Genomic DNA, 25,410 nt, shown 5'->3' with positions numbered 1-25,410 from the left:
ATGAAAGCTTGGGTTCACGACATAACCGGCGACCTGAACGTCCTGCAATTACGCGAAATGCCAAAGCCGCGTCCCGGGCGCGGTGAACTGCTCGTCCGCAACCGGGCGATCGGTCTCAACCCCGTCGACTGGAAATTCATACTCTGGGGCCATGACGCCTGGACGTGGCCGCATATTCCCGGCGTCGACGGGGCCGGCGAAGTAGAAGAAGTCGGGAAAGATGTCAGTCACATCGCGGTCGGCGCACGCGTCGCCTATCACAACGACCTCACACGTCCCGGTTCGTTTGCTGAATACACGGTTATCCCCGCGCGCGCGGCCATTCCCCTGCCGGCAAGCCTGCCCTTCGCCGCAGCCGCCGCAATTCCCTGCCCTGGTCTCACCGCACAGCAGGCCATCGACAAGGTGCCGCTCTGGCCCGGAGCCCATGTGCTCGTCACCGGCGCCTCCGGAGCCGTCGGCGGCGCTTTGCTCCAGCTCGCGCGCGACAAAGGCTGGGTCGTCCATGCGGTCGCCTCTGCCGCACAGGCAAACCGCCTGCTGAAACTCGGCGCAGCGACCGTCACAAATTATCACAACGAACATTGGAAGAGTGACTTCAGGGAGCGGGTGCTGCATCAGCCAATCCATGCGGTGTTCGATATGGTGAGCGGCGCTCACGCCACCAGCCTTGCGCCGCTTTTGACGGCGAATGGTCATCTTGTCTGCATTCAGGACCGGCAGGAAGCAGCGCCGCTTCCCGCTTTCTCCACAACGATCTCACTGCATGAAGTCGGCCTCAACGCGATGCACGCCCATGCATGCGATCATCAATGGGGACGGCTGGTCGCAGCCGGCGCCGCAATGGCACGCCAAATCTGCGAAGGAACCTTCGATCCTCAGCTTATCGAAACAGCGAATTTTGAGGATTTGCCCGCTGCACTTTCACGCCTGAAAGCGGGGCCGAACCCGGGCAATCGGGTGGTCGTCCTCTAGCGGACGGCGCCTGCACCATACCCACGACATTATCGAAGCGGCGCACGACAATCGCCGCTTCGAGCGTTTCACTCCCAATCTCACGGCAATAGGCCGCCAACGTTGCCCCGATAGGAAAATGGCCACCCGACCGTTAGGTCAGGCAGCCATTCAGAACCGGAAGAGCAAACTCCTGCCATCAGGGAAATCCCAGTCTGGCGTCGCTCAGGCGACGCCACCGAGGCAGACGTATTTGATCTCGACGAAGTCATCGATACCGTATTTCGAACCTTCACGGCCCAGACCCGACGATTTTACGCCTCCGAAGGGTGCTTCCGCCGTCGAAATGAGCCCCGTATTGACACCCACCATCCCATATTCCAGCGCCTCTGCTACCCGGAAAACACGGGCGAGATTCTTCGCATAGAAATAGGATGCGAGGCCGAACTCCGTGTCATTCGCCTGGGCGATCACATCGGCTTCGTGCGCGAAACGGAAGAGCGGCGCAACCGGGCCGAAAGTCTCCTCGGTGGCCACCGCCATGTCCTTCGTGACGTCGGCAAGCACGGTGGCTTCATAGAACGTTCCGCCCAGACGATGCTGCCTGCCGCCCTGAAGAACTCTGGCCCCCTTGGAGAGCGCATCGTTGACATGCTCCTCTACCTTCTTCAACGCCGCGTCGTCGATGAGCGGCCCGAGCACAACGCCCTCGTCGAAACCATTACCGGTCTTGAGGCCGCCAACCGCTTTTGCGAGCTTTTCCGCAAAGGCATCGTAGACGCCGTCCTGGACGTAAAGCCGGTTTGCGCAGACGCAGGTCTGGCCATTGTTCCGGAATTTGGCAATCAACGCGCCTTCCACCGCCTCATCAAGATCGGCATCATCAAAGACGATGAAGGGCGCATTGCCGCCGAGTTCCAGACCGAGCTTCTTGATGGTCGGGGCCGACTGCCGGTAAAGCTCCGCACCCACCTCGGTCGAACCGGTGAAAGTCAGCTTCCGCACGATTGGATTAGCTGTCATCTCCGCCCCGATCTCGCGTGCCGAGCCGGTCACAACCGAAAAGAGACCCGGGGGCAGACCAGCGCGTTCGCCGAGAACCGCCAGCGCAATCGCCGAGAAGGGGGTCTGGCTTGCCGGCTTCAGCACCATGGCGCAGCCGGCCGCAAAGGCTGGGCCTGCCTTGCGGGTAATCATCGCATTCGGGAAGTTCCACGGCGTGACCGCCGCAACGACTCCAATCGGCTGCTTCAGGACCAGGATGCGCTTGTCCTTCTGGTGCCCCGGAACGATGTCGCCATAGATGCGGCGCGCTTCTTCGGCAAACCATTCGATGAAACTCGCGCCATATGCGATTTCGCCTTTGGCTTCCGCAAGCGGCTTGCCCTGCTCCGCAGTGAGTATACGGCCCAGATCGTCCTGGTTCGCCATCATCAGTTCAAACCATTTCCGCAGAATGCCGGCGCGTTCCTTTGCGGTGCGGGCAGCCCATTCCCTCTGGGCTTTCTCCGCCGCAGCAATCGCCGTCTTCGTCTCGGCCGCGCCGAGCTTCGGCACGTGGCCGATCACCTCACCCGTCGCGGGGTTCGTCACGGCGATGGCCGTAGCATTCGCCTCGATCCATTCGCCGGCGACATATGCCGCCTGCCGGAACAATGTCAGGTCTTTTAGTTGCATTGGACTGATCTCCAGTATTCCTGTGGTAGCTTCGCGGCTTTACATCCGCCAAATATCGAGCATTTAATAATGCATGATATATGATGCATTATATTTTTATCTTTGGCTAGTGCGATCTGGCCGGACAAAAGCACCAACAACGACGCCCGACCGAAGATGGAGGATGGTCCCAAACCCAGCTCATTTCAACGCCAATGGCGGGTTGGCTGACCCTTTCAACTCCACGGTCGTAAAGATGAGATCGGTGTCACCGATATTCGTGAGGTCATGGATCATATGCTGGCCGGCCCCGAAACTGAAATACCTGCAATCGCCCGGACTATATTCTGTCTCCACTATTTCCCCCGTGGACAGCCGGGAACGCGATTTTCCTGACGTCACCGCGACCCAGAAATAATTCAATACGTGCCGGTGATAGCCGACGCGCTCGCCTGGCTTGAGACGTATTTTCCATATCCGGACGTCATTTGTCTCGGTCTCAAGAACCTGCCCAACATTTCCGTTGGTTTGAGCTTCAGCGAACTCCCTTTGCAGATCGCTGATGTGCTTATCGGTAGCCAAGTTCGTCATGGCGTTTCCTCTTGGGTTTGATCTCATGTGGTGGGCAGCACACCACCATCGACGTTGATGACGTCGCCACTGATGAAATCGGAGAGTTCTGATGCGAGATACAGAACCGCGGAGGCAACATCCGCCACTGTACCAAGTCGCCCCGCCGGCAGCCGGGCCTCCTGCAAAAATGCCTTGACCGCGGCGTCGGGCGATGTCCCGTAGCGCTCCGCAAGCGCATGCAGAAAACCGCCGGGCCGGTCCCAGAGTTCAGTGCGAATATGCGCAGGCGCAACCACGTTGGAACGAACACCCTGGGATGTAAACTCACGGGCCAGTGCTTTCGAAAGCAGGGTTATGGCGGCCTTCGAGGTACTATAATCCGGAAGGAGCGGATGCGGCATGCGCCCGGCCTCCGACCCGCAATGAACGATGACACCCTTTCCCTGTTGCAACATGGTGGGCAAAACTGCACGCGACATGCGAATATAGCCACCCAGATTGAGGTTGAGCGTCTCGTCCCAGTCATCATCGCTTACATCGAGGAATCCTGTTCGCGTCGGGCATATCCCGGCATTGTTGAACAGGATGTCGATCCGGCCGAAACGTTCCAAAGCATGGGCAGCAACCACGGCCTCCGAACCCCGCACGGCAAGATCCAGTTCGATCGTGGCGCAGCGGTCGGGATCAGCCACCGCGGCAAGCGGCTGCATGTCCCGACTGACGCCGACGACGAATGCTCCCTCTGACAAGAAGCTCTTGGCCGTCTCAAACCCTATGCCCGAACTCGCACCGGTCACGATAACAACCTTGTCCGTCAGTTTCAGATCCATTGCAGTCTCCTCCGTTGCACTCTGCGGCGCTGTGACAGGCACAATGCAACAAAGGCATGAAGAGCAGTCAAGCAGGACCATTGCAGGATGGCGGACAGCATTCGCATCGGCCGGCGACCAATCAGAGAAGCCTCAACTTGGTCGAACGGGACACGATGGAAACGGCAATGACAATGATCACGCCTTTGACGATGCTCTGGATATATGTGTCCATGCCCATCAGGTTGAGGCCGTTATTCATGATGCCGATGAGCAGCGCGCCGAAGAACGTTCCCATGACCGTAGCCGTACCGGGACGCAGCATCGTCATGCCGATGAAGACTGCCGCAAGGCCGTCGAGAAGATAGGTCTCACCGCCATTGGGCTGGCCCGATCCGAGTCGTGCCGACAGGATGATTCCGGAGATCGCCGCAAAGAACGAACTCAGGGCAAGGCCATAGACCCGATAGGATCTGACGTTGATGCCGGACAGTTCGGCTGCGCGGGCGTTGCCGCCGACCGCATAGAGGTAACGCCCAAAGGTCGTGCGCTCCATGACGAACCAGGAGAAAGCGACGAGAAGGAGCATGATCAGCGCCGGATAGGGAAAGAATGCGCCGATTTTCCCTTGACCCAGGACGAGATATCCGCCGGGAATTCCGCCATAGATCGCCCGTCCACCGGAGATGATGAAGTTGATGCCCCAGAGGATCGATCCCGCGGCAAGTGTCGCGATCAACGAAGGGACGCCAATGCCGACAACGAGCGAGGCGTTGATCAGTCCAACGGCAAGACCGGCACCCAGCGCCGCAAGGATCGCAAGGGGTATCGGCGTTCCCGCGACCAGGAGAAGCGGACAAAGCAGACCTGCAAGGCCAACCACGTAGCCAACGGAAAGGTCCATTTCCTTCGCCGCAAAGCCGAATGTCAGGCCGATGGCAACAATGGTCAGCATTGATATCTGCTGGAGGATGTTGACGAGGTTCGTGCTCGTGAAAAACCTGTCCGTCGCCACCGAAAATCCGATGAACAGCAGGACAAGCACGACCAGCGTGCTGTATTTCTGCGCCAGCATGCCGAAGCTGATTTTTCTCACGGTGATGTCCCGTTCGGAGGTTGCTGTAATGGTCATTGTGTCACTCCCGCAATTGCATTGATGAAGGCCGCCTCATTGAAATCCTTGCGTTCGATCTCATCGCTATTGCGGCCCTGGCGGAACGGCACGATGCGATCGGCCACATAGGCGACTTCGAGAAGGTCGCTGGATGCGACCACGACAGCGGCACCCTGATCGGCCAGTTTCTTGATCAGTTCGTGGATCTCGCGTTTAGCACCGACATCCACACCCTCCGTGGGTTCGAGGAAAATGAAGAGCGAATAGCGTCCCTCGGCGGCGAACAGCCATTTTGCGACCGAGACCTTCTGCTTGTTGCCACCGCTGAGTTCGACGATCTTTGCTTCTGCAGAGGAGGTCTTGATGTTGAGGCGCTTGACCAGACGCAGCGCCTCGTCATTTTCCCGACGCCGCTGGATAAGCCCGAATGGCTTGATGCTCGTTTCGCGCACGCCCGCCATGGACATGTTTTCCCGCACCGTCCAATCCGCCACCATGGCATTTATCATCCGGTGATCCGGCACGAGTGCCGCCCCGGCGCGTTTCATGTCGCGCACGGATGCCCGTCCGACATCCCGCCCGATGAACTCGTATTGACCGGAAGCAGCCCTAGAGGGCTCGAACAGCGACTGGGCGAACTCGAAGTGGCCAGAACCCGTCAGGCCGATCAGGCCGAGGATTTCGCCACGGCGGACCGCAATCTGCGAAACGGAAAAATTGTCTCCCGCCCAGCCCGAGACGTTCACGACGGTTTCTCCGAGATTGTTTTCCCGGTTGGTCATCGCCGACGTATCGAAATGATAATCGGTCTCGCCTCTCTTGGCCCGGTTGAGCATGAGATCAATCAGCTGCCGTTCCGTGATCTCGCCGTCGCTCTTGACGAGGTGGCTGACTTTGCGCCCGTCCTGAAGCACGGTGATTTCGTCTGACAGATCGATGACTTCCTGCAGGAAGTGGCTGATCAGAACAACGGACATTCCGGCCTGGGAGAGCGTGTGGATCAGATTCCAGAGGCTCTGTTTCTGCTTGGCCGGCAGGGTCGCTGTCGGCTCATCGAGAATAAGCACCTTGGGACGCGAATGCAGCGCCCGCAGGATCTCCACCACCTTCTGGTCAGCGTAAGGCAGTTCGTCCACCCGGCGGTTCAGCTGGATGGGCGTATCGGGAAACCATTGCCGCGCCAGCTCTTCGGCCTGGCGCACGACCTGACCCCTGTTGATGAAGAAACCGCCTTTGGCAGGTTCAAATCCAAGGCATATATTTTCCGCGGCGGTCAGGTGGGGCACCAGGTTCCCCTCCTGCGACACGAGCGAGACACCGGTGGCCACCGCAACGGCGGGGTTCTCGAAAGTGATCGCCTGCCCTGCCATGCGCAATGTCCCTGTTGTCGGCATTACGGCACCGCTCAAGACACCCATGAGGGTCGATTTTCCGGCGCCGTTTTCGCCGACAACGCCGTGCACCCGGCCTTCCCGGATCTCGATCGAAACGTTGTCGAGCGCGAGCGTACCCGGCCATTGCTTAGAGATGTTTTCGAGCGCGATCGCCATCATTCACCTATAGAGTTCGGCAGGCGGCTTTCGCCGCCCGCCTGGGAGGAGTTACTGGCAATTATCCTTGGTAAACAGCGTGGCGCCGTAATAGACGATATCCTTGCCGTTCGTGACCGACTTGGGGTCTTCACCATCGATCTTTGCGCGTTTGGCATATTCGGCCAGCTTCGCACCCCATTCCTCGAATTGCTGACGGCCCGTCGCGACAAACATGGAATCCTTGGCGCATACGGCCTTGATCGCTTCAGGATGTCCGTCCATCCCGGAGACCGGCACGGTGAGGCCAGCTCCCTGCAGAGCGGTGATGGCCGCCTGCGCCGGCTCGTCCCACGGTGTCCACACCGCGGTAATGTCGTTGCCGTAACGCGTTGCGAAATCCTGCACGGCGTTGAGCGTCTCCTGATAGAAATTGGCGACGTCGAAATTATATTCGCCGATGATCTTGACCTCGGGATACTCCTTCAGGATCGCCTTCAGCGTGTCCGTGCGTTCCCGCACGGGCTTGATCTTGTCGGTGGTGATGATGATCAGGTTACCCTTGCCCTTTATCTGGCTGATAAGGCTGAGAGAGACCTCGGCCGACATCTGCCAGTTGTTGGTCGTAATGTCAGCCGTAGATCCGGGGATCCAGCCTGAATCGACGGTATAGACCGGGATCTTGGCGGCCTCGGCGCTCTTCAGCGCATTGCTGGAGGCGCGCAGGTCGGCATAGGTAATGTAAATCACGTCAACACCGCGATTGACCGCATCGTCGATGTTGTTTGCAACCTTCTCGGCCGCGCCGGCGGAATCGAGATAGGTGATTTCCCAGTCGGAAATCTTGTTGTCGGTCAGGTACTTCTTGAACCCGTCCTCTGTGCGCTGTTCGGCCTGGAATGCAGCATTACCTTGGATCCAGCCGATCTTGAGGGGCTGCGCGAACGCCGTGCCGGAAATGAGCATCGATACGAACAGCGTGCCCGTCAGTTTGGAAAGCCTATGCATGTTTTTCTCCTCCTTTGTTGTTTGTTGATCAGGTCGACAGAAAGCCGCCATCGACGTTGAGATCGACGCCGGTGCAGTAACTTGCAGCATCACTTGCCAGAAAGACCGCCGGACCGCCGACCTCCCGGGGCTGGCCCAGACGTCGCATCGGCGTCATCGATGCGAACCGGCTGACGTGCTCCGCAACCTCCGAGCGACTGTTCATCGGCGTCGCCATGAAGCCCGGGCTCAGGCAATTGACCCTTACGCCCCGCGGCGCCCATTCGGCTGCAAGGCTTTTGGTGAGGCGGATAACGCCTGCCTTGCTGGCATCATAGTGAACCTGTTCAAGACCATTGATGGCCGTCGAGCCACAGATCGACGCCATGTTGAGGATGGAGCCGCAGCCCCGCTGCAGCATTCGCCGGCCCTCCGCCTGACAGGACCAGAACAATCCGTTGAGGTTGATTTCCATCAGCCGCAGATATTGCGCCCTGGGCAAATGCTCGGCCGGAGAGACGTCGACAACCCCGGCACTATTGGCAGCGATAACGATAGGTCCAAGAACCTCTTCGGCCTTGTCAAAGGCGCGATCGATGGAGTCCGGATCGGTTACATCACCTTCAAGGGCGATTGCCGTGCGCCCCAGAGCGCCAATCAACCGGACTGTCTCATCAAGGCCCGCGCTGGACCCGAGATCCAGGCAGGCGACATCTGCGCCGGCCTCGGCATAGGCTATGGCAATCGCCTGACCAAGGCCGCTGCCCGCACCGGTGACGAAGGCCTTTTTATCAGTAAGGTCAAACTGGTTCACGAAGCTCCTCCCGAAATCTGCGTAAGCCCTTGATAGCGCAAATGCTTATTTACATTGATGGCCTGCCTTTGAATTCACTGTTCAGCAATGCTGAAGAAGAGTTCGGATCTCTATCCGACGTTACAGAATCGACCGGATCGTGCCGCCTTCGGCCCGCATCGCCATGCCGTTGAGATGTGCCGAAGCCGCCAGATGGACGACGCTTCGGGCCACCTCCACCGGCTCGATCATCCTGCGGATCAGCGAGGTCGGTTCCGTGTCATCGAAATACTGTGCGACCACATCCGCGCGTGTTATCCCGCGATCCCGCGCAATCTCTTCATGATACCGCTTGACGGCATCCGTGTCGGTCGGACCGGGAAGGATGGTATTCACGCGCACGCGTGTTCCCTTGGTCAGTTCGGCGAGCGCCCTCGAGACACCGAGGATGCAGGTCTTCATCGCGCCATAATGCGGCATCCAGGCCTGCGGCTTCACACCGCTTTCGCTGCCGATGAAGACGACGCTGCCCTCGCCGCGCGCCAGCATGTCCTTGAGTACAAGGCGGGACATCCGCACGCCGGTCATGACATTGACGTCGAAATAGCGAAACCAGTGTTCGTCGGTCGTCTCGAAGAAATCCCGGACTTCAAAAATCCCGATGCTGTTGACCAGAATGTCCACCGGCTTGCGGCTGAGGGCGAATGTGTAGAGAGCCTGCGCCTCACCATCAGCCGTCAGGTCGCCGGCTCGGCCCCGGCATTGGGAGCCAATGGTCGTGCAGGCGCTTTCAACTTCGGCATCATTCAGGCCGCTGACCGTGACTATTGCGTCCTCGGCCGCGAAAGCTTTTGCTACGGCAAGTCCGATGCCGGTCGCACCACCCGTGACAAGGACGTGCTTGTCTTTCAGGCCATAATCCATTCGAAACTCCACGGTTGATCGTTCGGCAAAACCGCGAGGCTGCCGGTAAAACATTTGAGTTGGGCGATTTCTGTTAGGCTGCGCCGCAGAGCTGAAGTGGCCCTTTGAGGCTAAGCTCCACGCTACGGCTCATCCGCTTGACCCGGTGAACGAGAAAATCGATGAACTCCACCGTTCTGAGCGGCAGTCTGTGCCGCTGTTCGGACAGGAGATGGATAATCGCGGGCTCCTCCTGGAACTCCAGCAACACCGGCACCAGCGTACCCGCCTCGAGCGCATGACAGACATCCCAGGACGATGCATGGATGATGCCCTGCCCGGCCTGCGCAAGGTCGATAAGCGCCGTCCAGTCCGACACCAGCCGGTTGCCGCTGACCCGCACCGCGCTTTGCTCCCCGTCGGCTGCGAACGTCCATTTGTCGTTCGGAAGTTTGCCGTCGAGGTAGATAAGACAGTTATGGTTCACCAGATCCTGCGGTGTTTCCGGTATCCCGAACCGATCGAGATAGGCCTGTGACGCGCAGGTGACGATCGGGTTGGCACCAAGCTTTCGGGTGGTCAGAGCGCTGTCAGGCATTGCGCCGAAACGGATCGCCATATCGCACTCGTTCTCCACGAGGTTTATATCCTCTCCGCCAAAGATCAGCCGAAAGCCAACCTCCGGATGATCCTTGCCAAACTCATTCGTCAGCGGAACCAGGTATTTGCGGCCGAAATCCGCCGGTGCTGCGATCGTCACCGTGCCGAAAGCACATCCCTTGCGAGCCCGCATCGTCTTGTCGAGTTTTTCGAAATCATCAATGATCGCCTTCGACGTTTCGAACAGATACCTGCCTTCTTCCGTGAGGCTGAGCGAACGGGTCGTCCGCTTCAACAATGCGACACCGAAATGGTCTTCGAGCGCCTTCAGGCGTCCGCTCATAGTCGCCGGCGAAAGACCCAGCTTGGTAGCCGCCATCGAGAAGCTGTTGGATTTGACGATCTCGGAAAAGACGCGAAGGTCTTGAATGCTGCTCATTTCGAACCCTCCATCTTGGAAACATACGTGCCCATGCGGCGCATGCTTTCGGAAAGCCCCGTGACAAAGACATCAACGCGCGCCTCGATGACAGGATCGAGTTTTTCAGGAATCCTGTTGCGGTAAATGTATTTCCGCACGCCGAAATAAAAGAAGCTGCAGTGAAATCCCCAGACAATCTCAACCGCCAGCTCATCTGCGGCAGCGCCCGTCGGAGGCGTTACTCCCGCTTCGGCAGCGATCTCCCTGTAGATCAGGGGAAATGTCGTTTCATGAAGAAGCCCGAGATATCGCTTGCTGATCTGCGGATCTTCAAGCGCGGATGCGATGAAAATGCGGATCCACCGCTCGTCGAGAATAGCCAGGGTATAGGCCTTGAGGTAACGGATCAGGCGATCGCGTATCGGAATGCTACGATCGGATAGCTGGGCATTCCAGTTCTGGTCCCAGCGTTTCAAATATACTTCATCGTAGATTTTCTTCAGAAGTTCGTCGCGGTTCTTGAAATACCGATAGAGAAGCGGCTGGGACACACCAAGCGCATCAGCGAGCTCCCGCGTCGTGAAGCTCAGGCCGCGTTGCGCCACGTAGGTGATCGCAAAATCGAGAATCTGCTGTTCGCGATCAGCCGCATCGAGATATTTTTTGACAACTTTTTGCATGTTTCGCCAGTTTCGGCAGCGTTACCGCCACCGTCCTTCCCGCTATCGAAACAATATTGACCCGGATCTCATCCGGGATCGAAAAACCACCCGCGCCCACTCCCTGAGCAGGATTAGAAATAACACCGGCCCCACAAATGATCAAGTGATAAATTATCAGATGATCATTTGTGCCGTCTGGCATCCCCGAGGTTGGTGACGAGAAAATCAAGAAAACGCCGGATTCGCTGGGGAACGTGCGACTGGGCGGAATAGATGGCGCTGATGGGTTCGACTTCCTGGGCGTCATAGGTCGGCAGAAGTGCCACCAGCCTCCCCTCTTCCAGATCCGTGCCGATGTGAAATTCGGAGAGCCTGGCGATGCCTAGCCCGGCAAGCGCAAAACCTCTGAGCGTCTCGCCGTTATTGACCGCCAGATTGCCGGCAACCGAAACCACGATCCCGACGCCGCTGTCGTCGACATCCCTGAAATTCCAGACCGAATGTTGCGGTTTGCCGGCAATGGTCAGGCAATTGTGCTTTCTCAGGTCATTTGGATGAACAGGGCTGCCGTGCAGGCGCAGATATTCCGGGCTGGCCACCACGTGCCGGGGCGAATTCAAAAGACGCCTGGTCTTCATGGAAGAATCCTGAAGGCTTCCCGTGCGGATCGCCAGATCGGTCCGTTCCAGGATGAGATCCACCGGTTCGTCGCTCAGTTCCAGGTCGATTTTCATGCCCGTATTCTCGGCCAGGAATCGCGGAATGAGAGGGCATACGGCGTGAATTCCGAAAGGAACGTTGCAACTGACCTTGAGAACACCAACGGCGCTTTCTGACTGCCGGGCGATCTGGGTTTCCACCTCGGCAATGTCCTGCAGGATGGATCGGGAGAGGGAATGAAACGCCTCCCCTTCCGATGTCAGGCGCAGCGAACGCGTGGAACGAACGACGAGCTGGACGCCCAGCCGCTGTTCAAGCCGCGCGACGAGCTTGCTGATTGCGGAGGGGGAAAGGCCAAGTTTATCTGCCGCATTCGAAAAGCTTCCGGACTCGGCAACACAGACGAATACCTCCATCTCAAAGGCGCGGTTTTGCATGACGGCTCCATCTGTGAACAATTTTCACTTTACTTATTCCGTGGATGGGATTTCCGACAAGCGCCACAGCAGCCATCTTCACCCTCTTTCCAAACATGAGAGGTGTAAAATGTACCAGAAGCGCGCGCTGATTGTCGGCGTAACGGGGATCGTGGGACTGAATGTGGCCGAGCATCTTCGCAGCGAAGGTGGCTGGGAGATTCATGGCCTGTCGCGGCGGCCGCCTGTCGGCGCCTCCTACATCCAGTCCCGCAGCGTCGATCTCCTTGATCGGGACGCAGCCATCGCCGCACTCGCCGATCTCGCCCCTACCCACATCTTTTACTGCTCCTGGACGCTCGGCTCCAACGAAGACGAAAACATCCGGCTGAACGGCGACATGCTGCGCACGGTGCTCGATGCCTTCGCGGAGAAGGGCAGCGTGGAGCATGTGGGCGTCGTTACCGGCACCAAGCACTATCTTGGTCCCTTCGAGGATTACGGCAAGGTTACCCCCGTTACGCCGTTCCGTGAAACAGCACCCCGTCTTCCCAAGAAGAACTTCTATTACGAGCTTGAAGATGTGGTAATGGCCTATGGCGCGAAATATGGTTTCGGCTGGTCCGTGCATCGCTCTCACACCATCATCGGTTATGCAGTCGGCAATCTGATGAACATCGGCGCGACGCTGGCAACCCATGCCTCGATCTGCAAGGCGACCGGGCAGCCCTTCCGCTTTCCCGGCAGCGCCACGGCCTATCGCGGCCTGAACGACATCACGGACGCCCGGATTCTGGCCAAGCAGATCGTCTGGGCGGGTACCGAACCCAATGCCCGCAACGAAGCATTCAACGCCGTGAACGGCGACGTCTTCCGGTGGGAACAGCTGTGGCAGCGTATTGCCGATTATTTCGATATCCCCGTTGCCGAATATCCGGGTGAGTTCAATTCGCTGGTAGAGCAAATGAAGAACTCGTCCGACGCCTGGGACGAACTCGTCAAGACGCACAATCTCCAGCCCAACAAGCTCGACAAGCTTGCCTCCGCCTGGCACACCGATCTCGATCTCGGCCGCCCCATGGAGTGCGTGCATTCCACGGCCAAGGCGCGGGCATTGGGCTTTACCGAAACGCAGGACACCGAACAGTCATTCATCGACGTCTTCGACCGTCTGCGAGCCGAGAAAATCATTCCCTGAAAATGCGGAGCCGCGACGCCAGCGTCGCGGCTCCCACACAAAAAGATGCGGGAGCCGAGGCTCCCGCATTTTTTGTTGATCGTGTATCCAGAAATGCAGGACCTAGCGTGCCGAGGAAGCAGCCTCCAGGACAGGGCGCGCTCCCAGTCTGCGGGCAAGCCGGTCAAGCGCTTTCGGCCCGACATTGACCTGCTCGCAACGCACATCCGTCACACCCTCAACATCCATCAGGTACGACCGGATAGGACCCACATAGGTCATCGCCATATTCGGGCAGGCCTTGCAGGCACCCAGAAGCCTGATGCTGACGACACCGTCAGCGGAGATATCGGAAACCTCGATATCTCCACCATGGCCTAGAATAAGGGGACGCACCCGGGCGAATGCGGCCTCAAGTGCTTCCGGCGAGATGTGGGATGACTGCATCATGCCACCAGCCCCAGTTCGATCTTCTTGGCTTCGATGTCGATGCCCATGCCCCGCGCAAACGCCTTGCCGAGTATGTTTTCCTTCATTTCGCGGGTGATCTCGGGGTAGCCGTAACGCTCCTGGAGCTCTTCGGGCATTTCGAGATTGGCCAGGGTATCGATATAGGTCTGCACGTGGGGCCAGATGAAAGCTTCCGATCCGTAGCAGATCCGATCGGAACCGACATAGAGGAGGGCTTCGCCGAGCCGCTCGAGCATTTTCCAGGGCTGCAGATAGTACTGATTGAACCACAGCGGCAGGATCAGGAAGATATTGTCGAAACGGCTGGCGATGGAGATCGTCTCATCGACATAGGGGTCGCCAAGATGATGGATGCCGAAATTCAACTCCGGGAAATCGGCAGCGGCATATTGGATATCATTCGGCTTGAACGCCTCCACGGGGCCGAGCTCCAGCGGAAAGCCCTTGTGGAACTGGACCATCTTGATGCCGAGATCAATCGCCTTTTCCCATAGGGGATAGGCAATGTCGCGGTCGTCTGCACGCCAGGAACATCCACGGCGCTGGTACTGATAGAACTTCATGCTGACGGCGCCGAGTTCCTTGACCTGCCGCTCCATTTCCGCAAGCGCGAAATCCAGCCCGTGATAGGCAGGGTCCACGCCACCGGTGAGGACGACACGCTTCGGGTTAGACTTGGCGAAAGCGTCGCTCAGTTCGACCGGGCCGAGCCCGGCCCGCCAGTGTGAAAAGAGGGGCACCGAGCAGGCAGAGGCCATGTCGGTATCGGAGTTCTCAAACAGCATCTTGTTGCCCCACTCCAGGTCCGGATTGGAGAAGGTCGAGGTTTCCGGCGGCGGCCCCCTGCGGCCCGTCAGGTTGATGAAACCCGCGATCTGCGATCGCAGCAGACGCACCCGCCTCCCGTCGCTTCCGTCCTTGATCTGATTGTCGCCGAAGTCCTGCGTGTGGACTGCGGCATCGAAAACGAACATCCCGTCTTTCATTCGATATCTCCTCGTTTGGAATTTTTGCACGATGGATATCCGGTGAGTAACACACGCGAACCCATTATTTTCTTTGGAAAATTCGAAGATTGTTTTCAGAGAAAAGCGGCAGCGGGCGGACGCCCGACTTGTTAAGTCTTTAAGTATTCGAAATCGCGTTTGTCTCTATCCAGCAGCGCGCAATGACGAGGATTTGACGTGACCAGACCCGACTTAGCCAAGGCCAGCGAGCGTTCGAACGATGCGCTGCTCCATCCCACCGAAGACGAAATCGCCTATCTCAAGGACAGGGCGAAATTCTGCCGGCTCGAGACCATTCGGCTGATCGAGATCGCCAAGGTCGGCCATTACACATCGGTCTTCTCAGCGGCCGAACTCTTCTCTGCACTGTATTACGGTGTGATGGATCTGCGGCACGGCGAGCCGAAATGGGAAGACCGGGACCGCTTCATGATGGGCAAGGGGCACGCGGCCGTCGGCCTGTTTCCGATCCTTGCAGATCTGGGCTTTATCGATCCGGCTCTTCTCGACGACTACACGCGGCTCGGCAGCCCCCTCGGAGATCATCCCGACATGACCAAGGTGCCGGGAATCGACTTCAGCTCCGGCTCGATCGGCCACGCTCTTTCCGCTGGCTGCGGCATGGCGCTGGCGGCGCGAATGCTCGGCAAAGACTTCTTCACATTCGTCATGATCGGCGACGGCGAACTTCAGGAAGGACAGGTGTGGGAGGCCGCACTGTTTGGTGCTCACAATGAGCTTGGACGCCTTGTCGGCATCATCGACCGCAACGGCTACCAGCTGGATGGCTCCGTCGATGACGTCATCGGCGTGGAGCCCATCGAGGAAAAATGGCGCGCCTTCGGCTGGGAAACGCACGTCGTCGACGGCCATGACGTGGCCGCGGTCACGACCCTGCTGCGGACATTGAAGCAAGACGTCAATCGGACGAAGCCGGTTATGGTTATTGCCCAGACCGTGAAGGGCAAGGGCGTATCCTACATGGAAACAGAGCCGGGCTGGCATCTGGGATACCTTGACCCATCCGACGCCGCAAAGGCGATTGCCGAAATTGAGGCCATGGAGATCTGAGATGAACAAGCCGCTTTCCGACAAGTCCTGGCAGTATCGCCAGTTGAACGCCGTCACCCCGGGCCTCGATGCCCTCTCCGATGCGCTGCTTGAACTGGTGGCACTCGGAGAACCGATCGTCGCCGGCACCGCCGATTTGCAATATTCCAACGGCCTCTCGAAGTTCCACCGGCTGCATCCGGAGCGCTTCGTACAATTCGGGATTTCCGAGCAGAACATGGTTTCGGCCGCCGCCGGCATGGCAGCGGTCGGGATGAAACCTTATGTCGCGACATTCGCCTCATTCCTTGCCCTGCTGTGCTGCGAGCAGATCCGCATGGACGTGGCCTATTCGCGGCTGCCCGTCCGTCTCATCGGCCATCATGCGGGCATTTCGCTTGGCTTCTATGGGACATCGCACCACGCAACGGAAGACCTTGCCATTGCACGGTCCATAGCCAATCTGACCGTCGTGGCGCCCGCCGATGGGAACCAGCTGATGGAGGTCATCAAGGCGTCTAACGACTATCCTGACCCGATCTATATCAGAATCCAGCGCGGGCGCGATCCCGTGGTCTATCCGCAGCGCCTGCCCTTTACGTTCGGCAAGGCCATCGAACACTTCAAGGGAACGGACCTCACGATCATCGCGACCGGCTCCACCGTCCATCCGGGTCTGGAAGCCGCGAAGGCCCTCCGGGCGGAAGGGCACAGCGTTGGCTTCATCGACATGGCAACTGTCAAGCCGATCGACAGGGAAGCGATCCTGAACGCCGCCGCCCAGTGCAGACGCATTCTGACCGTTGAGGAGCACAATGTTCTCGGCGGCCTTGGTGGCGCGGTCGCAGAGGTTCTTTCGGATGAGGGAATGCCCGTATATCTGAAGCGGCACGGCATATACGATGAATACAGCCTGATCGCTCCACCGACACACCTTTATGCCCATTACAAGCTCGACGCCGCCGGCATCAAGTCCGTCGCCGGAAGCTTCATCGAAGATTATCCGAAGAGCTGATCAAACGCGTCGCAGCGGAACTCGAAAACACTCCTGCTGCGGGCATTCATCGCCGGCAGCAGGAGGAATGGCAGCTCGTGGAGGCTCACAGATATTATGAATTCTGTGTTCGGAATTACCGAGGAATAATTCCGAAAAAATGGCTTAAGGTCATCATGAGTTATCGAAACAGCACTTTAATTGGGAGGATTAAAAATGCCGACAACTATACTCAGTGGAACGAAAGAGCCTGCCCTGTCGTGGGCAGAGACGATCATGGTCGTGCTTGGAAAAGCCAACATCTGGTACCATTGTTATTCGCCACGCGGGTGACTCGCATAAAATCCGGCGGTGATGCGAATGGTTCCACAATAGGTAGGGGATTGCGACATTCGCTGAAACGGTCTTTTCCGCAAGGCAATGAAGCCTGTTTCCGTTCGCAGTTGCGCGTAGCGGCAGGCAATGGCCTTGTTCAACCGGACCTGAATCTACAAACCAAAGAATGGCAAATCCTGTCGCGACCGACAGGATTTGCCAGCATCAGCTATCTGAAACAAATCCACTGCTCGCCAGCGGCGCACCAGCAACGAACCAGTTGTCGGGCGCAATATCAACGAACAACACGACTGTCGCTTCCGGCCTGATCCCACCCACCCTTTCAAGCGTGTCGGTGATAGCCTTGGCGAGTTCCGCCTTCTTCTCGGGGCTACGGCCCGGAAAGAGTTCGACTTTTACAATTGGCATCCTGACAACCTCAATGATCCATTGGCCAGGTATCGGAGACGCGATAACCGCTCTGGAACGGATCGGCCGGATCCACCATCAGCTGCTTGGTGCCGATGATCCAGGCGCGACCAGACAAGATCGGTCTGATTGCCGGCACGCCGTTGATCTCACTCTCCTCATCGATGCTGCAATGGAACTCGCTGTCGAGCAGTGAGGTGCCCACGAACCTGTCACCGACTTTCATCAATCCCTTGGCATGGAGGACCGCCATCCGTGCGGAACAACCCGTGCCACAGGGCGAGCGGTCAATCTTGCCCGGCCGGATTGCAACGGCGTTCTTGCCATGCAGAACGCCGTCTTTCATGAACACCGGGTCGGTCATCTGGCAGAATGAGATGTGATTCCAGTCATTCGCAGGATGTTTGAACCCGAGTTGTTCATTGGCTGCATCCGTAATCCTCATGCCCATGAGAGCAATGTCACGTGCCTGATCGGGACTGAGACTGAGACCAAGCGAACCCGCATCGACGATGACAAAGCTGTCGCCGCCATAGGCGGTATCAACGGTTACCGTACCCACCCCTTCCACCTCCAGCTTGACGTCGAGCTTGTCGGCGAAAGAGGCCACATTGCGGACGCGGATACGCTCAGCCTTGCCGTTTCGGCACTCAGCCTCAATATCGATCAGGCCTCCTGGCGCCTCGAGGACCAGACGTGTGATCGGTTCCTGCATCGGGATAATCCCCGTGTCTAACAGAACCGTCGAGACACACATCGAGTTCGATCCCGACATCGGCGGCGTATCGGCCGGTTCCATGATGATCCAGCCCATCTGTGCCTTCGGGTCCTTCGGCGGCACCAGCAGGTTGACGTGCCGAAAGACGCCGCCGCGCGGTTCGTTGAGAACGAAGTTGCGGAGGCTCTCGTCTTCCGCAATCCAGCGCGCCTGGTCCCAGATCGTGGATCCCGGAGGAGGAGCGACGCCACCGACGATGACGTCGCCGACTTCACCTTCAGCATGGCAGCTGACGACGTGAACGATCTTGGATGAGCGCACTGTTCAGTTTCCTCGATTACAACCAGAGCGGTTCAGATGGACTTCAGGAAAGCCGCGGTTTCCGGCTTCTGGGGATTCTCGAAAATCTGCTCCGGCGAGCCGATCTCATGAATGCGCCCCTCCCGGAAGAAGGCAACGCGATCGGACACTTCCCGGGCGAAACGCATTTCGTGGGTGACGACGATCATCGTCATGCCTTCCTTCGACAACATGCGCATCGTATCGAGCACTTCGCCAACAAGCTGCGGATCGAGCGCCGATGTAACCTCATCGAACAGCATGTAGTCAGGAGACATCGCAAGCGCCCTCGCGATTGCCATGCGTTGCTGCTGGCCGCCGGAAAGGCGCGACGGAAATACGCCGAGCTTTTCCTTCAGTCCCACATGCGACAATTGCTCGATTGCGATGGCCTCCGCCTCTTCCCGTGATTTCCCAAGAACCTTCCGCGGAGCCAGCGTAACGTTTTCGAGGACGGTAAGATGCGGAAAGGCGTTCCATTGCTGGAAGACGATACCGATGCGCCTGCGCAGCTTGTTGAGGTCCGTAGCCTTGGCGTGAACCTCCACGCCATCGACGGTAATACGTCCCTGCTGAATCCCCTCAAGGCCGTTGATGCACATCAGCATCGTCGACTTTCCAGACCCCGAACCGCCGATCATCGACAGGACTTCGCCCTTCTGAACCGTCAGATCCACGCCTTTCAGGACATGCAGCGTACCGAATTGTTTGTGTACGTTTTCGATGGCGATCATTGCGTGCCCCACTTCTTCTCAAGTTGATTGCCGAGCCTGGCGATTGGAAAACTCATCGCGAAGTAGATCAGGCCGGTGATGCCGAGGATCAGCAGTGGCTCCTGAACGCGCGATGTTACGATTTGCGAGCTTCGCAGAAGTTCGACTATGCCGATCCAGAGAACGAGCGCGGTATCCTTCATCACGCCAAGCGTGAGACCGATCCAGCTCGGAAAGACGATCCGGGTGGCGATCGGCAGCGTTATCGACGTCAATTCCTGCCGCCAGCTGAGGCCGAGGGACCGCGCCGCGCGACGCGTCGTCTGGGGAACCGCACCGACACCGCTTCTGACGATCTCGGTGCAGAAGGCGGAAGCGTAAATCCCAAGGCAAACGCAGCCGACGACAAAGGTCGGCCAGTTGAGCTTGAGCATGCTGTTGAACGAGTTGAACAACACGAGCTGGATAAGAAGCGGCACCGACCGGAAGACGTCGAGGACGGCGCCTAGCGAGTTGCCGATCCACCATGGCGCCCCGGCCCGGACAAGGCCAAAAAGGACACCGAGGACGGTGCCGATGACAACCGCAACAAGGGTGATTGAAAGTGTGGTCACGGCTCCCGACAACAGGAATTGAAGGTCGCCCCACGAAAATGATCCACCGAAATACATCGCGACCTCCTAGTATCGAAACAGGCGCCAGGCCACGATGCGCGATGACAACGTGAAGGCCTTGGAAATGACGTAGTAGAGGCATGCCGCGACGAAGAAATACTCAAAGGTTCTATAGGTCACGACGTTGAGTTCCTGGGTGACGCCGGTGAGGTCAGTTGTCAGGCCGACGATAACCCCAAGGGAACTCATCAGAACGGACCACACCATCTGGTTTGTCATGGCGTGGAAGACGGCGCGCAGCATCTGCGGGATCACGATATGCCACTGCGTCTGCACCGCGCCCAGGCCAAGCGAGCGCGCCGCCCGCGTCTGCGTTTCCGGAACGGCTGCAAAGCCGCCACGAAACGTCTCGGCAAGATAGCCAGCATTGTTGAAGGTGATGCCGAAAAGCAGCGCGGCATAGGAACCGACCTGCAGACCGAGCGACCCCAGGCCAAAATAGAGCATGTAGATCTGGAAGAGCGCTGGAGTGTTTCTGGCGGTCTCGATCCACATATCCGCAGGCAGGGACAGGTATTTTTTTCCGGAGCGTTTGGCGAGTGCCAGGAAAATAGCAAGGATCGTTCCAAGCATCATGGCCAGGCCCGCGATCTCAATCGTTTCCAAAGCGCCCCACAGCATCTCCGGAAGAGCCCGCAGCACAGGTCTCCATTGAAATTGATAGTCCATTTGTGACCTCATTCTCTGTCAACGCACGCGGCGCAGCCATGCGTACAAGAAGGAATCTACGAGCACGGAAAGTCTCGGGGGCAGCGGCTACCGCGTCCATTCGTTGGCGATAGCAGCATCTGCCGAGGCGGCTCCGGGCTCTTGAATGGCGCTCGTCAATCCCGATCAAGCGCCATTGATGACAGGAGAGCCGCTTAGCGATAGACGCCGGGCACGGTCAGGTCAGGCGCCGCACCGACGTCTTCACCAATCCATTTCTTGTAAAGCTCTGCGTAGCGGCCGGAACGCACCTGACGGTTCAGGAACAGGTTCACGTAGTTGAGCCAGCCCTGTTCCTGGCGCTTGACAATTAGCGCGCAATAGTCGGCGTCAACGGGTGCGGGACCGACGACCTTGAGGCCAGGGTATTTACCGGATTCGATGATGGCCGCTGCAATCGTCGAGGTCGTATAAGTCGCATCGATGCGCTTCTGACCGAGTGCCAGGAACGTGTCCGACTGGGTCTGGAACGTCAGCATCTTTGCGCCGGTATCGCTCTTCTTCTCGACCTCCTTGGCAAGAGCAAGTGTTTCATAAGCACCTGCGGGCCCTCCGACCGTATGCCCCTTGATGTCGTCCGGCGCCTTGATGCCCGAATCCTCGCGCGCCAGCACGATCGTCTCGAACACAAAATAGGGGATTGAGAAGCCTACAGTCTTGGCGCGTTCCAATGTATCGGAAGCGACGGCGACGGCGACATCCGCGCGACCCGACAGGATCGCCGGGATACGGTCGTTTTCAGGCGTATCAACGATTTCAACATCAACACCCAGTGCCGCGCCAAGATCCTTGCAATAATCGACGTCGAAACCGATCGGATTGTTGTTCGCATCACGCGATCCGTTCGGCGGGAAGTCGAGTTGCACGGCGCAGCGAAGTTTACCGGCGCTGATGATATCATCGAGCTGGTCAGCCTGCGCGGCCGCACCAGACATCGCGACAGCAGCGAGCGCCATAAGGGGGATAAATTTTTTCATGTCAGTTCCTCTCTTTTTATAGGTTAACGTTGGAATATCGACTATCGTATACTATTTGAAGCGCTCATTTGACCTGACGAGGTGACCCGTGAGCTTACGCTAAATATCGTATACGATAGTCAATTTTAGTCAATATTGCCGTCAGTCTGTGGTCATTTGTACGACCATCTCCCTGGCCACGCGGCAAGCCGCCAGATCCCAGGCGGCGCAGCCCACACTTTTGAAGAAGACCGGGCCTGAGGAGACATCTGCCGTTCCCTTCAGCACGCTGCTGAGCGAAATCACAGCGGACCAGTCGACATTGGCCTGGATGAGATCGCCCGCCTCGTGCCGCGCTCCGGCAGGATCATCGACAATGAGGGTGCTCGCCAACACGGTCTCGCTCCCAACTTCCGCGGCATCCGGCGTGAAGGCCCCTACCCCTATGACAAGTCGCTCCTGCGACGCGGATTCCGTGTAAACAGGCGTCTTACTGGTGGTTAATGTCACGACCACGTCGACGCGGGACCAGTCACGATCCACAAATGGCCTGACGGCGCAGTCGACATGCCGTGCACAAAACTGCTCTTCTTCCTCCCGGGAAATGCCGGCGACGACCAGATCTACCCCGGGAAAGAAAGACGAAAGCGCCTGTGCATGCGTGGAGGCCTGTTTGCCAGTGCCGATGATCGCAACAACCTTCGGGGGTTCTTTCCGCAGCCGGCTGATCGCCAGAAGGGTCACCGCCGCTGTTCGCCGCCCAGTGACGGTCGGACCATCGAGCGCAAACAGGGAAACCCCTGTGAGAGCATCATAGGCGACGACTTCCCCGTTGATCGTCGCGAGATCACGCGAAGCATTCGACGGGCAGACATTGACCAGTTTGTGGCTTGCAATGTCCTGAGCGCTCGCAGGCATGGAAAGCATGACGCCGCCGGCCGCCAGGGGAACCACCAGCCGTTCCGGGCTGACGATCTTTCCGTCCGCATATTCCGCAACCGTTTTTTCCAGTTCCGCTACCAGCAGAGCGAAAGGCAGCAGGGCCTCGGTCGATGTTGCGTTGAAGTGCTTAACCATCGTCATGCCACCAGAAAACCGTACTTGAGCGGATCGGCTTCATCGATCACCCAATTGGCGAAGCCGCAAATGGATGCGGTGCCTTCCACTTCCGGGATGACCGCATCGAAACTTCCAACCTTTGCCTTGGAGAGTACCCGCCCCTTGAAGATCGTACCGATGATCGATTCATTGATCAGCGTATCCTCGGCGGTCATTTCGCCCCGAAGATAGAGCTGCGCAACGCGACCGGCGGTTCCCGAGCCAGTCGGCGAACGATCAACGGCGCGATCGGCATAGACGCAGCAATTGGCCTGGCTAGAGCCTTCGTGGCGGGGATCGCCATAGACCATAACGCCATAGACGTTGTTGAACTCCGGAATCTCCGGATGCACGAACGGCATCTTGGCATTGACGGCGGCCTTGATCTCGTAGCCGAGCTGCATGACGCGCTGCGCATCGTATTCGCGGATTTCAACGCCGTGCTTACGGCCATCAACATAAAAATAGGTTGCGCCGCCATAAGCCACGTCACCGGTCACCTCGCCGAAAGTCGGCGTATGAACGGTGACGTCGCGGCTGAAAATGAAGGACGGCACATTCACGAAACGCACCGCACCCGTATGCTCGCCGTCCCACTGAACATAGGCCTCGATAAACCCGCAGGGAGCATCGATGCCCACCTTCGTTTCCGGCACCTGTCGCTCGATCCAGCCAAGCTCCACGGCTGCGGTCGCAAGAGCAATAACGCCGTGGCCGCAATGGGGGCTATAACCCATGTTGTTAAGGAAGATCACGCCGAAGTCCGCTTCCGGGCTTACCGGTTCCGTCAGATATCCCCCGTAGAGATCCTTATGACCGCGGGGTTCCAGCAGCACGGCACGGCGATAGTGATCCGCATTTTCCTGGAGCCAGGTGATGCGCTCGACAATCGTCTCTCCGGGAATCTTCGGCAGACCCTGCGTGACCAGACGAAAGGTTTCGCCGCAAGTATGCAGCTCGACTGTCGTTAGGAACCGATCGTATTTCATGCTTCTCCCTTTCGTTGACGACTATCTCGCCATCAGATTTTTAGTATTTACGATATCGTATACGATCTACTTTAACTGTCAAGATAGATTCCTCGGCAGGTTAAGCGGAAAATCGCGCGAGGCTGAAGGCAGAGAGATCGGGTGAGGAATGCCCCATGAGCTGCGCGGCAACAGCTTCGCCCACTCCTAAAGCATGCTTGAAACCATGCCCCGAACATGCCGACACCAGGAATAGCCCCGGAATATCCGGATGCCAATCGAGCAAGAACCCGTGATCCGGCGTTGATGTGTAGAAGCATGTTTCCGAAGCCTTTAGTTCCGAGGAAATACCTCCGAAGAACGGCTCGACGTGGTGCCGGAAGAATTGATCGCCAGACATGCCGGCAGGCGGAGCGGTCTCGGTATCTGCTACAAAAAACTTGACCCCATCAGCCGCCCCTTCGAGCGGAAAGACCGTCGCACAGGCGTTATCAACACCTTCGCGAAACCACATCAGGGTCGGGAACCTGCCTGGCTGATAGGCAGCCGCATCACGCGCTTTGAATGTAAATGTCCTTTGCTGGCTGACGGACAATAAAGTGGCAAACTGCCGGCCAAGAACCCCGCCCATCCAGCGGCCCATGGCGACAACCGCCTGCCGGGCTCGGATCACCACGCCCTCGGCCTCTATTTCCACACCGCCCGTGATTGGCACGATCCGTTTGACGACGGTATTCGGCAAAACCTCAGCGCCAGCCTGTTTGGCAAGGGCGATCTGCAGGTTCAACAATGGTTCTGGGCGAATGAAGCCGGCAGCGGGTTCGAAATAACCCACGTCCATGTCCGTCAGGCCGATGAGCTGAGGATAACGCAACATCAAGTCCCCGGAAGACAGGACTTGATGGACAATGCCATTCTCCTCGGCGATCTTAACGGTATCCTGCAGAAAACTGCCGGAACTGCCCGCCGCGCCAGATCCAATGATCAGCGTCCCCGTGTTCTGCATAAGGCTAATGTCAAACCGACGCTCGAACGCGCGCAGGAGCGCATTCGAACGCTGGACGAAGTGAAGATAGGCGGAGCCTTCGGCAACAGCTTCTCTAGTGACCTTGTAGCCGCCGTGACTGGCCCCATGGGGATGCGGGGGACTATAGGCATCGATACCAACGACTTTCCCACCCGTCTGAGACAGGGAGTAAAGTGCTGAAGCACCCATGACGCCAAGACCAATCACGGCGTAATCGACATCGAGAATGGTTTGAGAACTGGTCATGGGCGCTCAGGACGATTGGCGCATGAAGAAAAGTCCGGGCAAATTGGCGGTGAAGCCCCATTTCTCGTAGAAGGGCAGCATCTCCTCCAGGCAATAGAGTTCGCGATGTTTGACCCGCACGAGCACGGGGTCAGTCAGGACCTTATCCATCAGCAGTCGACCGAGCCCGGTGTTTCGCCACGTCTCCTTGACGATGATGTCAAAGATCATCGCCTTGTAGACGCCGTCCGTCATGGCGCGTGCGAAGGCGACCAGTTCGCCGTTCAGGGGATCGATGAAGGCGAAGATGGGACCCGCATTCGCCATCAGCCTTTCGACATCGGCTTTTTCGCGCCCCTTGGTCCACCACTCCTGCTGAAACAGTTCCACCAGCTGGTCGACCTGCTCGGGAGTGAGGTCTCGTCGAAACTCAAGTCTGTTTTTGTCGGGCGCCATGTCGAGGC

The 25,410-nt window shown here is 58.1% G+C and carries 27 protein-coding genes; 4 read left to right on the top strand and 23 right to left on the bottom strand.

Annotation, left to right across the window (positions count from 1 at the left end; all coding sequences use genetic code 11):
- Complete coding sequence (locus FY152_21780; protein UXS34730.1) at window positions 1–975, top strand: zinc-binding dehydrogenase; 975 nt, start codon at window positions 1–3, stop codon at window positions 973–975.
- A gap of 204 nt (window positions 976–1,179) precedes the next feature.
- On the opposite strand, the gene gabD is transcribed toward FY152_21780, so the two are convergent.
- The 11 genes from gabD to FY152_21725 all read right to left on the bottom strand — a co-directional run bounded on the left by gabD (window position 1,180) and on the right by FY152_21725 (window position 12,098).
- The gene (gene gabD, locus FY152_21775; GenBank protein ID UXS34729.1) at window positions 1,180–2,631 is read right to left on the bottom strand and encodes an NADP-dependent succinate-semialdehyde dehydrogenase; all 1,452 of its coding nucleotides are present in this window, start codon (window positions 2,629–2,631) and stop codon (window positions 1,180–1,182) included.
- A gap of 180 nt (window positions 2,632–2,811) precedes the next feature.
- Window positions 2,812–3,201: a cupin domain-containing protein gene (locus FY152_21770; protein ID UXS34728.1), complete on the bottom strand. Its 390-nt coding sequence runs from the start codon at window positions 3,199–3,201 to the stop codon at window positions 2,812–2,814.
- 23 nt (window positions 3,202–3,224) lie between these two features.
- Window positions 3,225–4,013: an SDR family oxidoreductase gene (locus FY152_21765; protein ID UXS34727.1), complete on the bottom strand. Its 789-nt coding sequence runs from the start codon at window positions 4,011–4,013 to the stop codon at window positions 3,225–3,227.
- A 121-nt stretch (window positions 4,014–4,134) separates the two neighbouring features.
- Window positions 4,135–5,124, bottom strand: a complete 990-nt coding sequence (locus tag FY152_21760; GenBank protein ID UXS34726.1) for an ABC transporter permease — start codon at window positions 5,122–5,124, stop codon at window positions 4,135–4,137.
- On the bottom strand, window positions 5,121–6,656 hold the full coding sequence (locus FY152_21755) for a sugar ABC transporter ATP-binding protein (protein ID UXS35151.1): 1,536 nt from the start codon (window positions 6,654–6,656) through the stop codon (window positions 5,121–5,123). The genes FY152_21760 and FY152_21755 overlap by 4 nt, the downstream gene beginning before the upstream one ends.
- 51 nt (window positions 6,657–6,707) lie before the next feature.
- Window positions 6,708–7,643 (bottom strand): sugar ABC transporter substrate-binding protein, encoded by a 936-nt coding sequence (locus tag FY152_21750; GenBank protein ID UXS34725.1) that lies wholly within the window; start codon window positions 7,641–7,643, stop codon window positions 6,708–6,710.
- A gap of 28 nt (window positions 7,644–7,671) precedes the next feature.
- On the bottom strand, window positions 7,672–8,436 hold the full coding sequence (locus tag FY152_21745; protein UXS34724.1) for an SDR family oxidoreductase: 765 nt from the start codon (window positions 8,434–8,436) through the stop codon (window positions 7,672–7,674).
- Between the two features lie 120 nt (window positions 8,437–8,556).
- On the bottom strand, window positions 8,557–9,339 hold the full coding sequence (locus tag FY152_21740; protein ID UXS34723.1) for an SDR family oxidoreductase: 783 nt from the start codon (window positions 9,337–9,339) through the stop codon (window positions 8,557–8,559).
- Window positions 9,340–9,412: 73 nt separating this feature from the next.
- Entirely contained in the window at window positions 9,413–10,357 is a 945-nt protein-coding gene (locus FY152_21735; protein ID UXS34722.1) for a LysR family transcriptional regulator, read from the bottom strand.
- Window positions 10,354–11,019 carry a TetR/AcrR family transcriptional regulator gene (locus FY152_21730; GenBank protein UXS34721.1) on the bottom strand — a complete coding sequence of 222 codons (666 nt, stop codon included), beginning with the start codon at window positions 11,017–11,019 and terminating at the stop codon, window positions 10,354–10,356. Before FY152_21730 ends, FY152_21735 begins: the two co-directional genes overlap by 4 nt.
- 164 nt (window positions 11,020–11,183) lie before the next feature.
- A complete protein-coding gene (locus tag FY152_21725; GenBank protein ID UXS34720.1) occupies window positions 11,184–12,098 on the bottom strand; it encodes a LysR family transcriptional regulator in 915 nt (304 codons plus the stop codon).
- Window positions 12,099–12,207: 109 nt separating this feature from the next.
- On the opposite strand from FY152_21725, the gene FY152_21720 reads away from it, so the two are divergent.
- Window positions 12,208–13,275 carry an SDR family oxidoreductase gene (locus FY152_21720; protein UXS34719.1) on the top strand — a complete coding sequence of 356 codons (1,068 nt, stop codon included), beginning with the start codon at window positions 12,208–12,210 and terminating at the stop codon, window positions 13,273–13,275.
- 102 nt (window positions 13,276–13,377) lie between these two features.
- Here the strand turns inward: FY152_21720 and FY152_21715 are convergent, their stop codons facing one another.
- Together FY152_21715 and FY152_21710 are read right to left on the bottom strand one after the other, a co-directional pair.
- A complete protein-coding gene (locus FY152_21715; GenBank protein UXS35150.1) occupies window positions 13,378–13,701 on the bottom strand; it encodes a NifU family protein in 324 nt (107 codons plus the stop codon).
- Window positions 13,701–14,711, bottom strand: coding sequence for an amidohydrolase family protein (locus tag FY152_21710; protein ID UXS34718.1), 1,011 nt, complete (start codon window positions 14,709–14,711; stop codon window positions 13,701–13,703). The genes FY152_21715 and FY152_21710 overlap by 1 nt, the downstream gene beginning before the upstream one ends.
- Window positions 14,712–14,909: 198 nt before the next feature.
- Here FY152_21710 and FY152_21705 point away from each other — a divergent pair, with 198 nt between their 5' ends.
- Window positions 14,910–15,803 carry a transketolase gene (locus FY152_21705; protein ID UXS34717.1) on the top strand — a complete coding sequence of 298 codons (894 nt, stop codon included), beginning with the start codon at window positions 14,910–14,912 and terminating at the stop codon, window positions 15,801–15,803.
- 1 nt (window position 15,804) lies between these two features.
- Window positions 15,805–16,797: a transketolase gene (locus tag FY152_21700; GenBank protein ID UXS34716.1), complete on the top strand. Its 993-nt coding sequence runs from the start codon at window positions 15,805–15,807 to the stop codon at window positions 16,795–16,797.
- A 519-nt stretch (window positions 16,798–17,316) separates the two neighbouring features.
- Here the strand turns inward: FY152_21700 and FY152_21695 are convergent.
- The 10 genes from FY152_21695 to FY152_21650 form a co-directional block, all read right to left on the bottom strand.
- Window positions 17,317–17,520, bottom strand: coding sequence for a 4-oxalocrotonate tautomerase family protein (locus FY152_21695; protein ID UXS34715.1), 204 nt, complete (start codon window positions 17,518–17,520; stop codon window positions 17,317–17,319).
- A 10-nt stretch (window positions 17,521–17,530) separates the two neighbouring features.
- Window positions 17,531–18,559 (bottom strand): proline racemase family protein, encoded by a 1,029-nt coding sequence (locus FY152_21690; GenBank protein UXS34714.1) that lies wholly within the window; start codon window positions 18,557–18,559, stop codon window positions 17,531–17,533.
- A 32-nt stretch (window positions 18,560–18,591) separates the two neighbouring features.
- Window positions 18,592–19,311, bottom strand: a complete 720-nt coding sequence (locus FY152_21685) for an amino acid ABC transporter ATP-binding protein (GenBank protein ID UXS34713.1) — start codon at window positions 19,309–19,311, stop codon at window positions 18,592–18,594.
- The gene (locus FY152_21680) at window positions 19,308–19,961 is read right to left on the bottom strand and encodes an amino acid ABC transporter permease (GenBank protein ID UXS34712.1); all 654 of its coding nucleotides are present in this window, start codon (window positions 19,959–19,961) and stop codon (window positions 19,308–19,310) included. The genes FY152_21685 and FY152_21680 overlap by 4 nt, the downstream gene beginning before the upstream one ends.
- A gap of 9 nt (window positions 19,962–19,970) precedes the next feature.
- The gene (locus FY152_21675) at window positions 19,971–20,633 is read right to left on the bottom strand and encodes an amino acid ABC transporter permease (protein ID UXS34711.1); all 663 of its coding nucleotides are present in this window, start codon (window positions 20,631–20,633) and stop codon (window positions 19,971–19,973) included.
- 194 nt (window positions 20,634–20,827) lie between these two features.
- Window positions 20,828–21,649: a transporter substrate-binding domain-containing protein gene (locus FY152_21670; protein ID UXS34710.1), complete on the bottom strand. Its 822-nt coding sequence runs from the start codon at window positions 21,647–21,649 to the stop codon at window positions 20,828–20,830.
- 141 nt (window positions 21,650–21,790) lie between these two features.
- A complete protein-coding gene (locus FY152_21665; protein ID UXS34709.1) occupies window positions 21,791–22,711 on the bottom strand; it encodes a delta(1)-pyrroline-2-carboxylate reductase family protein in 921 nt (306 codons plus the stop codon).
- Window positions 22,708–23,715: a proline racemase family protein gene (locus FY152_21660; protein UXS34708.1), complete on the bottom strand. Its 1,008-nt coding sequence runs from the start codon at window positions 23,713–23,715 to the stop codon at window positions 22,708–22,710. Before FY152_21660 ends, FY152_21665 begins: the two co-directional genes overlap by 4 nt.
- Before the next feature lie 100 nt (window positions 23,716–23,815).
- Window positions 23,816–24,967 (bottom strand): N-methyl-L-tryptophan oxidase, encoded by a 1,152-nt coding sequence (solA, locus tag FY152_21655; protein ID UXS34707.1) that lies wholly within the window; start codon window positions 24,965–24,967, stop codon window positions 23,816–23,818.
- Between the two features lie 6 nt (window positions 24,968–24,973).
- Entirely contained in the window at window positions 24,974–25,402 is a 429-nt protein-coding gene (locus FY152_21650) for a GNAT family N-acetyltransferase (GenBank protein UXS34706.1), read from the bottom strand.
- Window positions 25,403–25,410 lie beyond the last annotated feature (8 nt).

It is taken from the genome of Agrobacterium tumefaciens (assembly GCA_025560025.1).
Taxonomy (GTDB): Bacteria; Pseudomonadota; Alphaproteobacteria; order Rhizobiales; family Rhizobiaceae; genus Agrobacterium.
This window is presented reverse-complemented; position numbering and strand designations above follow the sequence as displayed.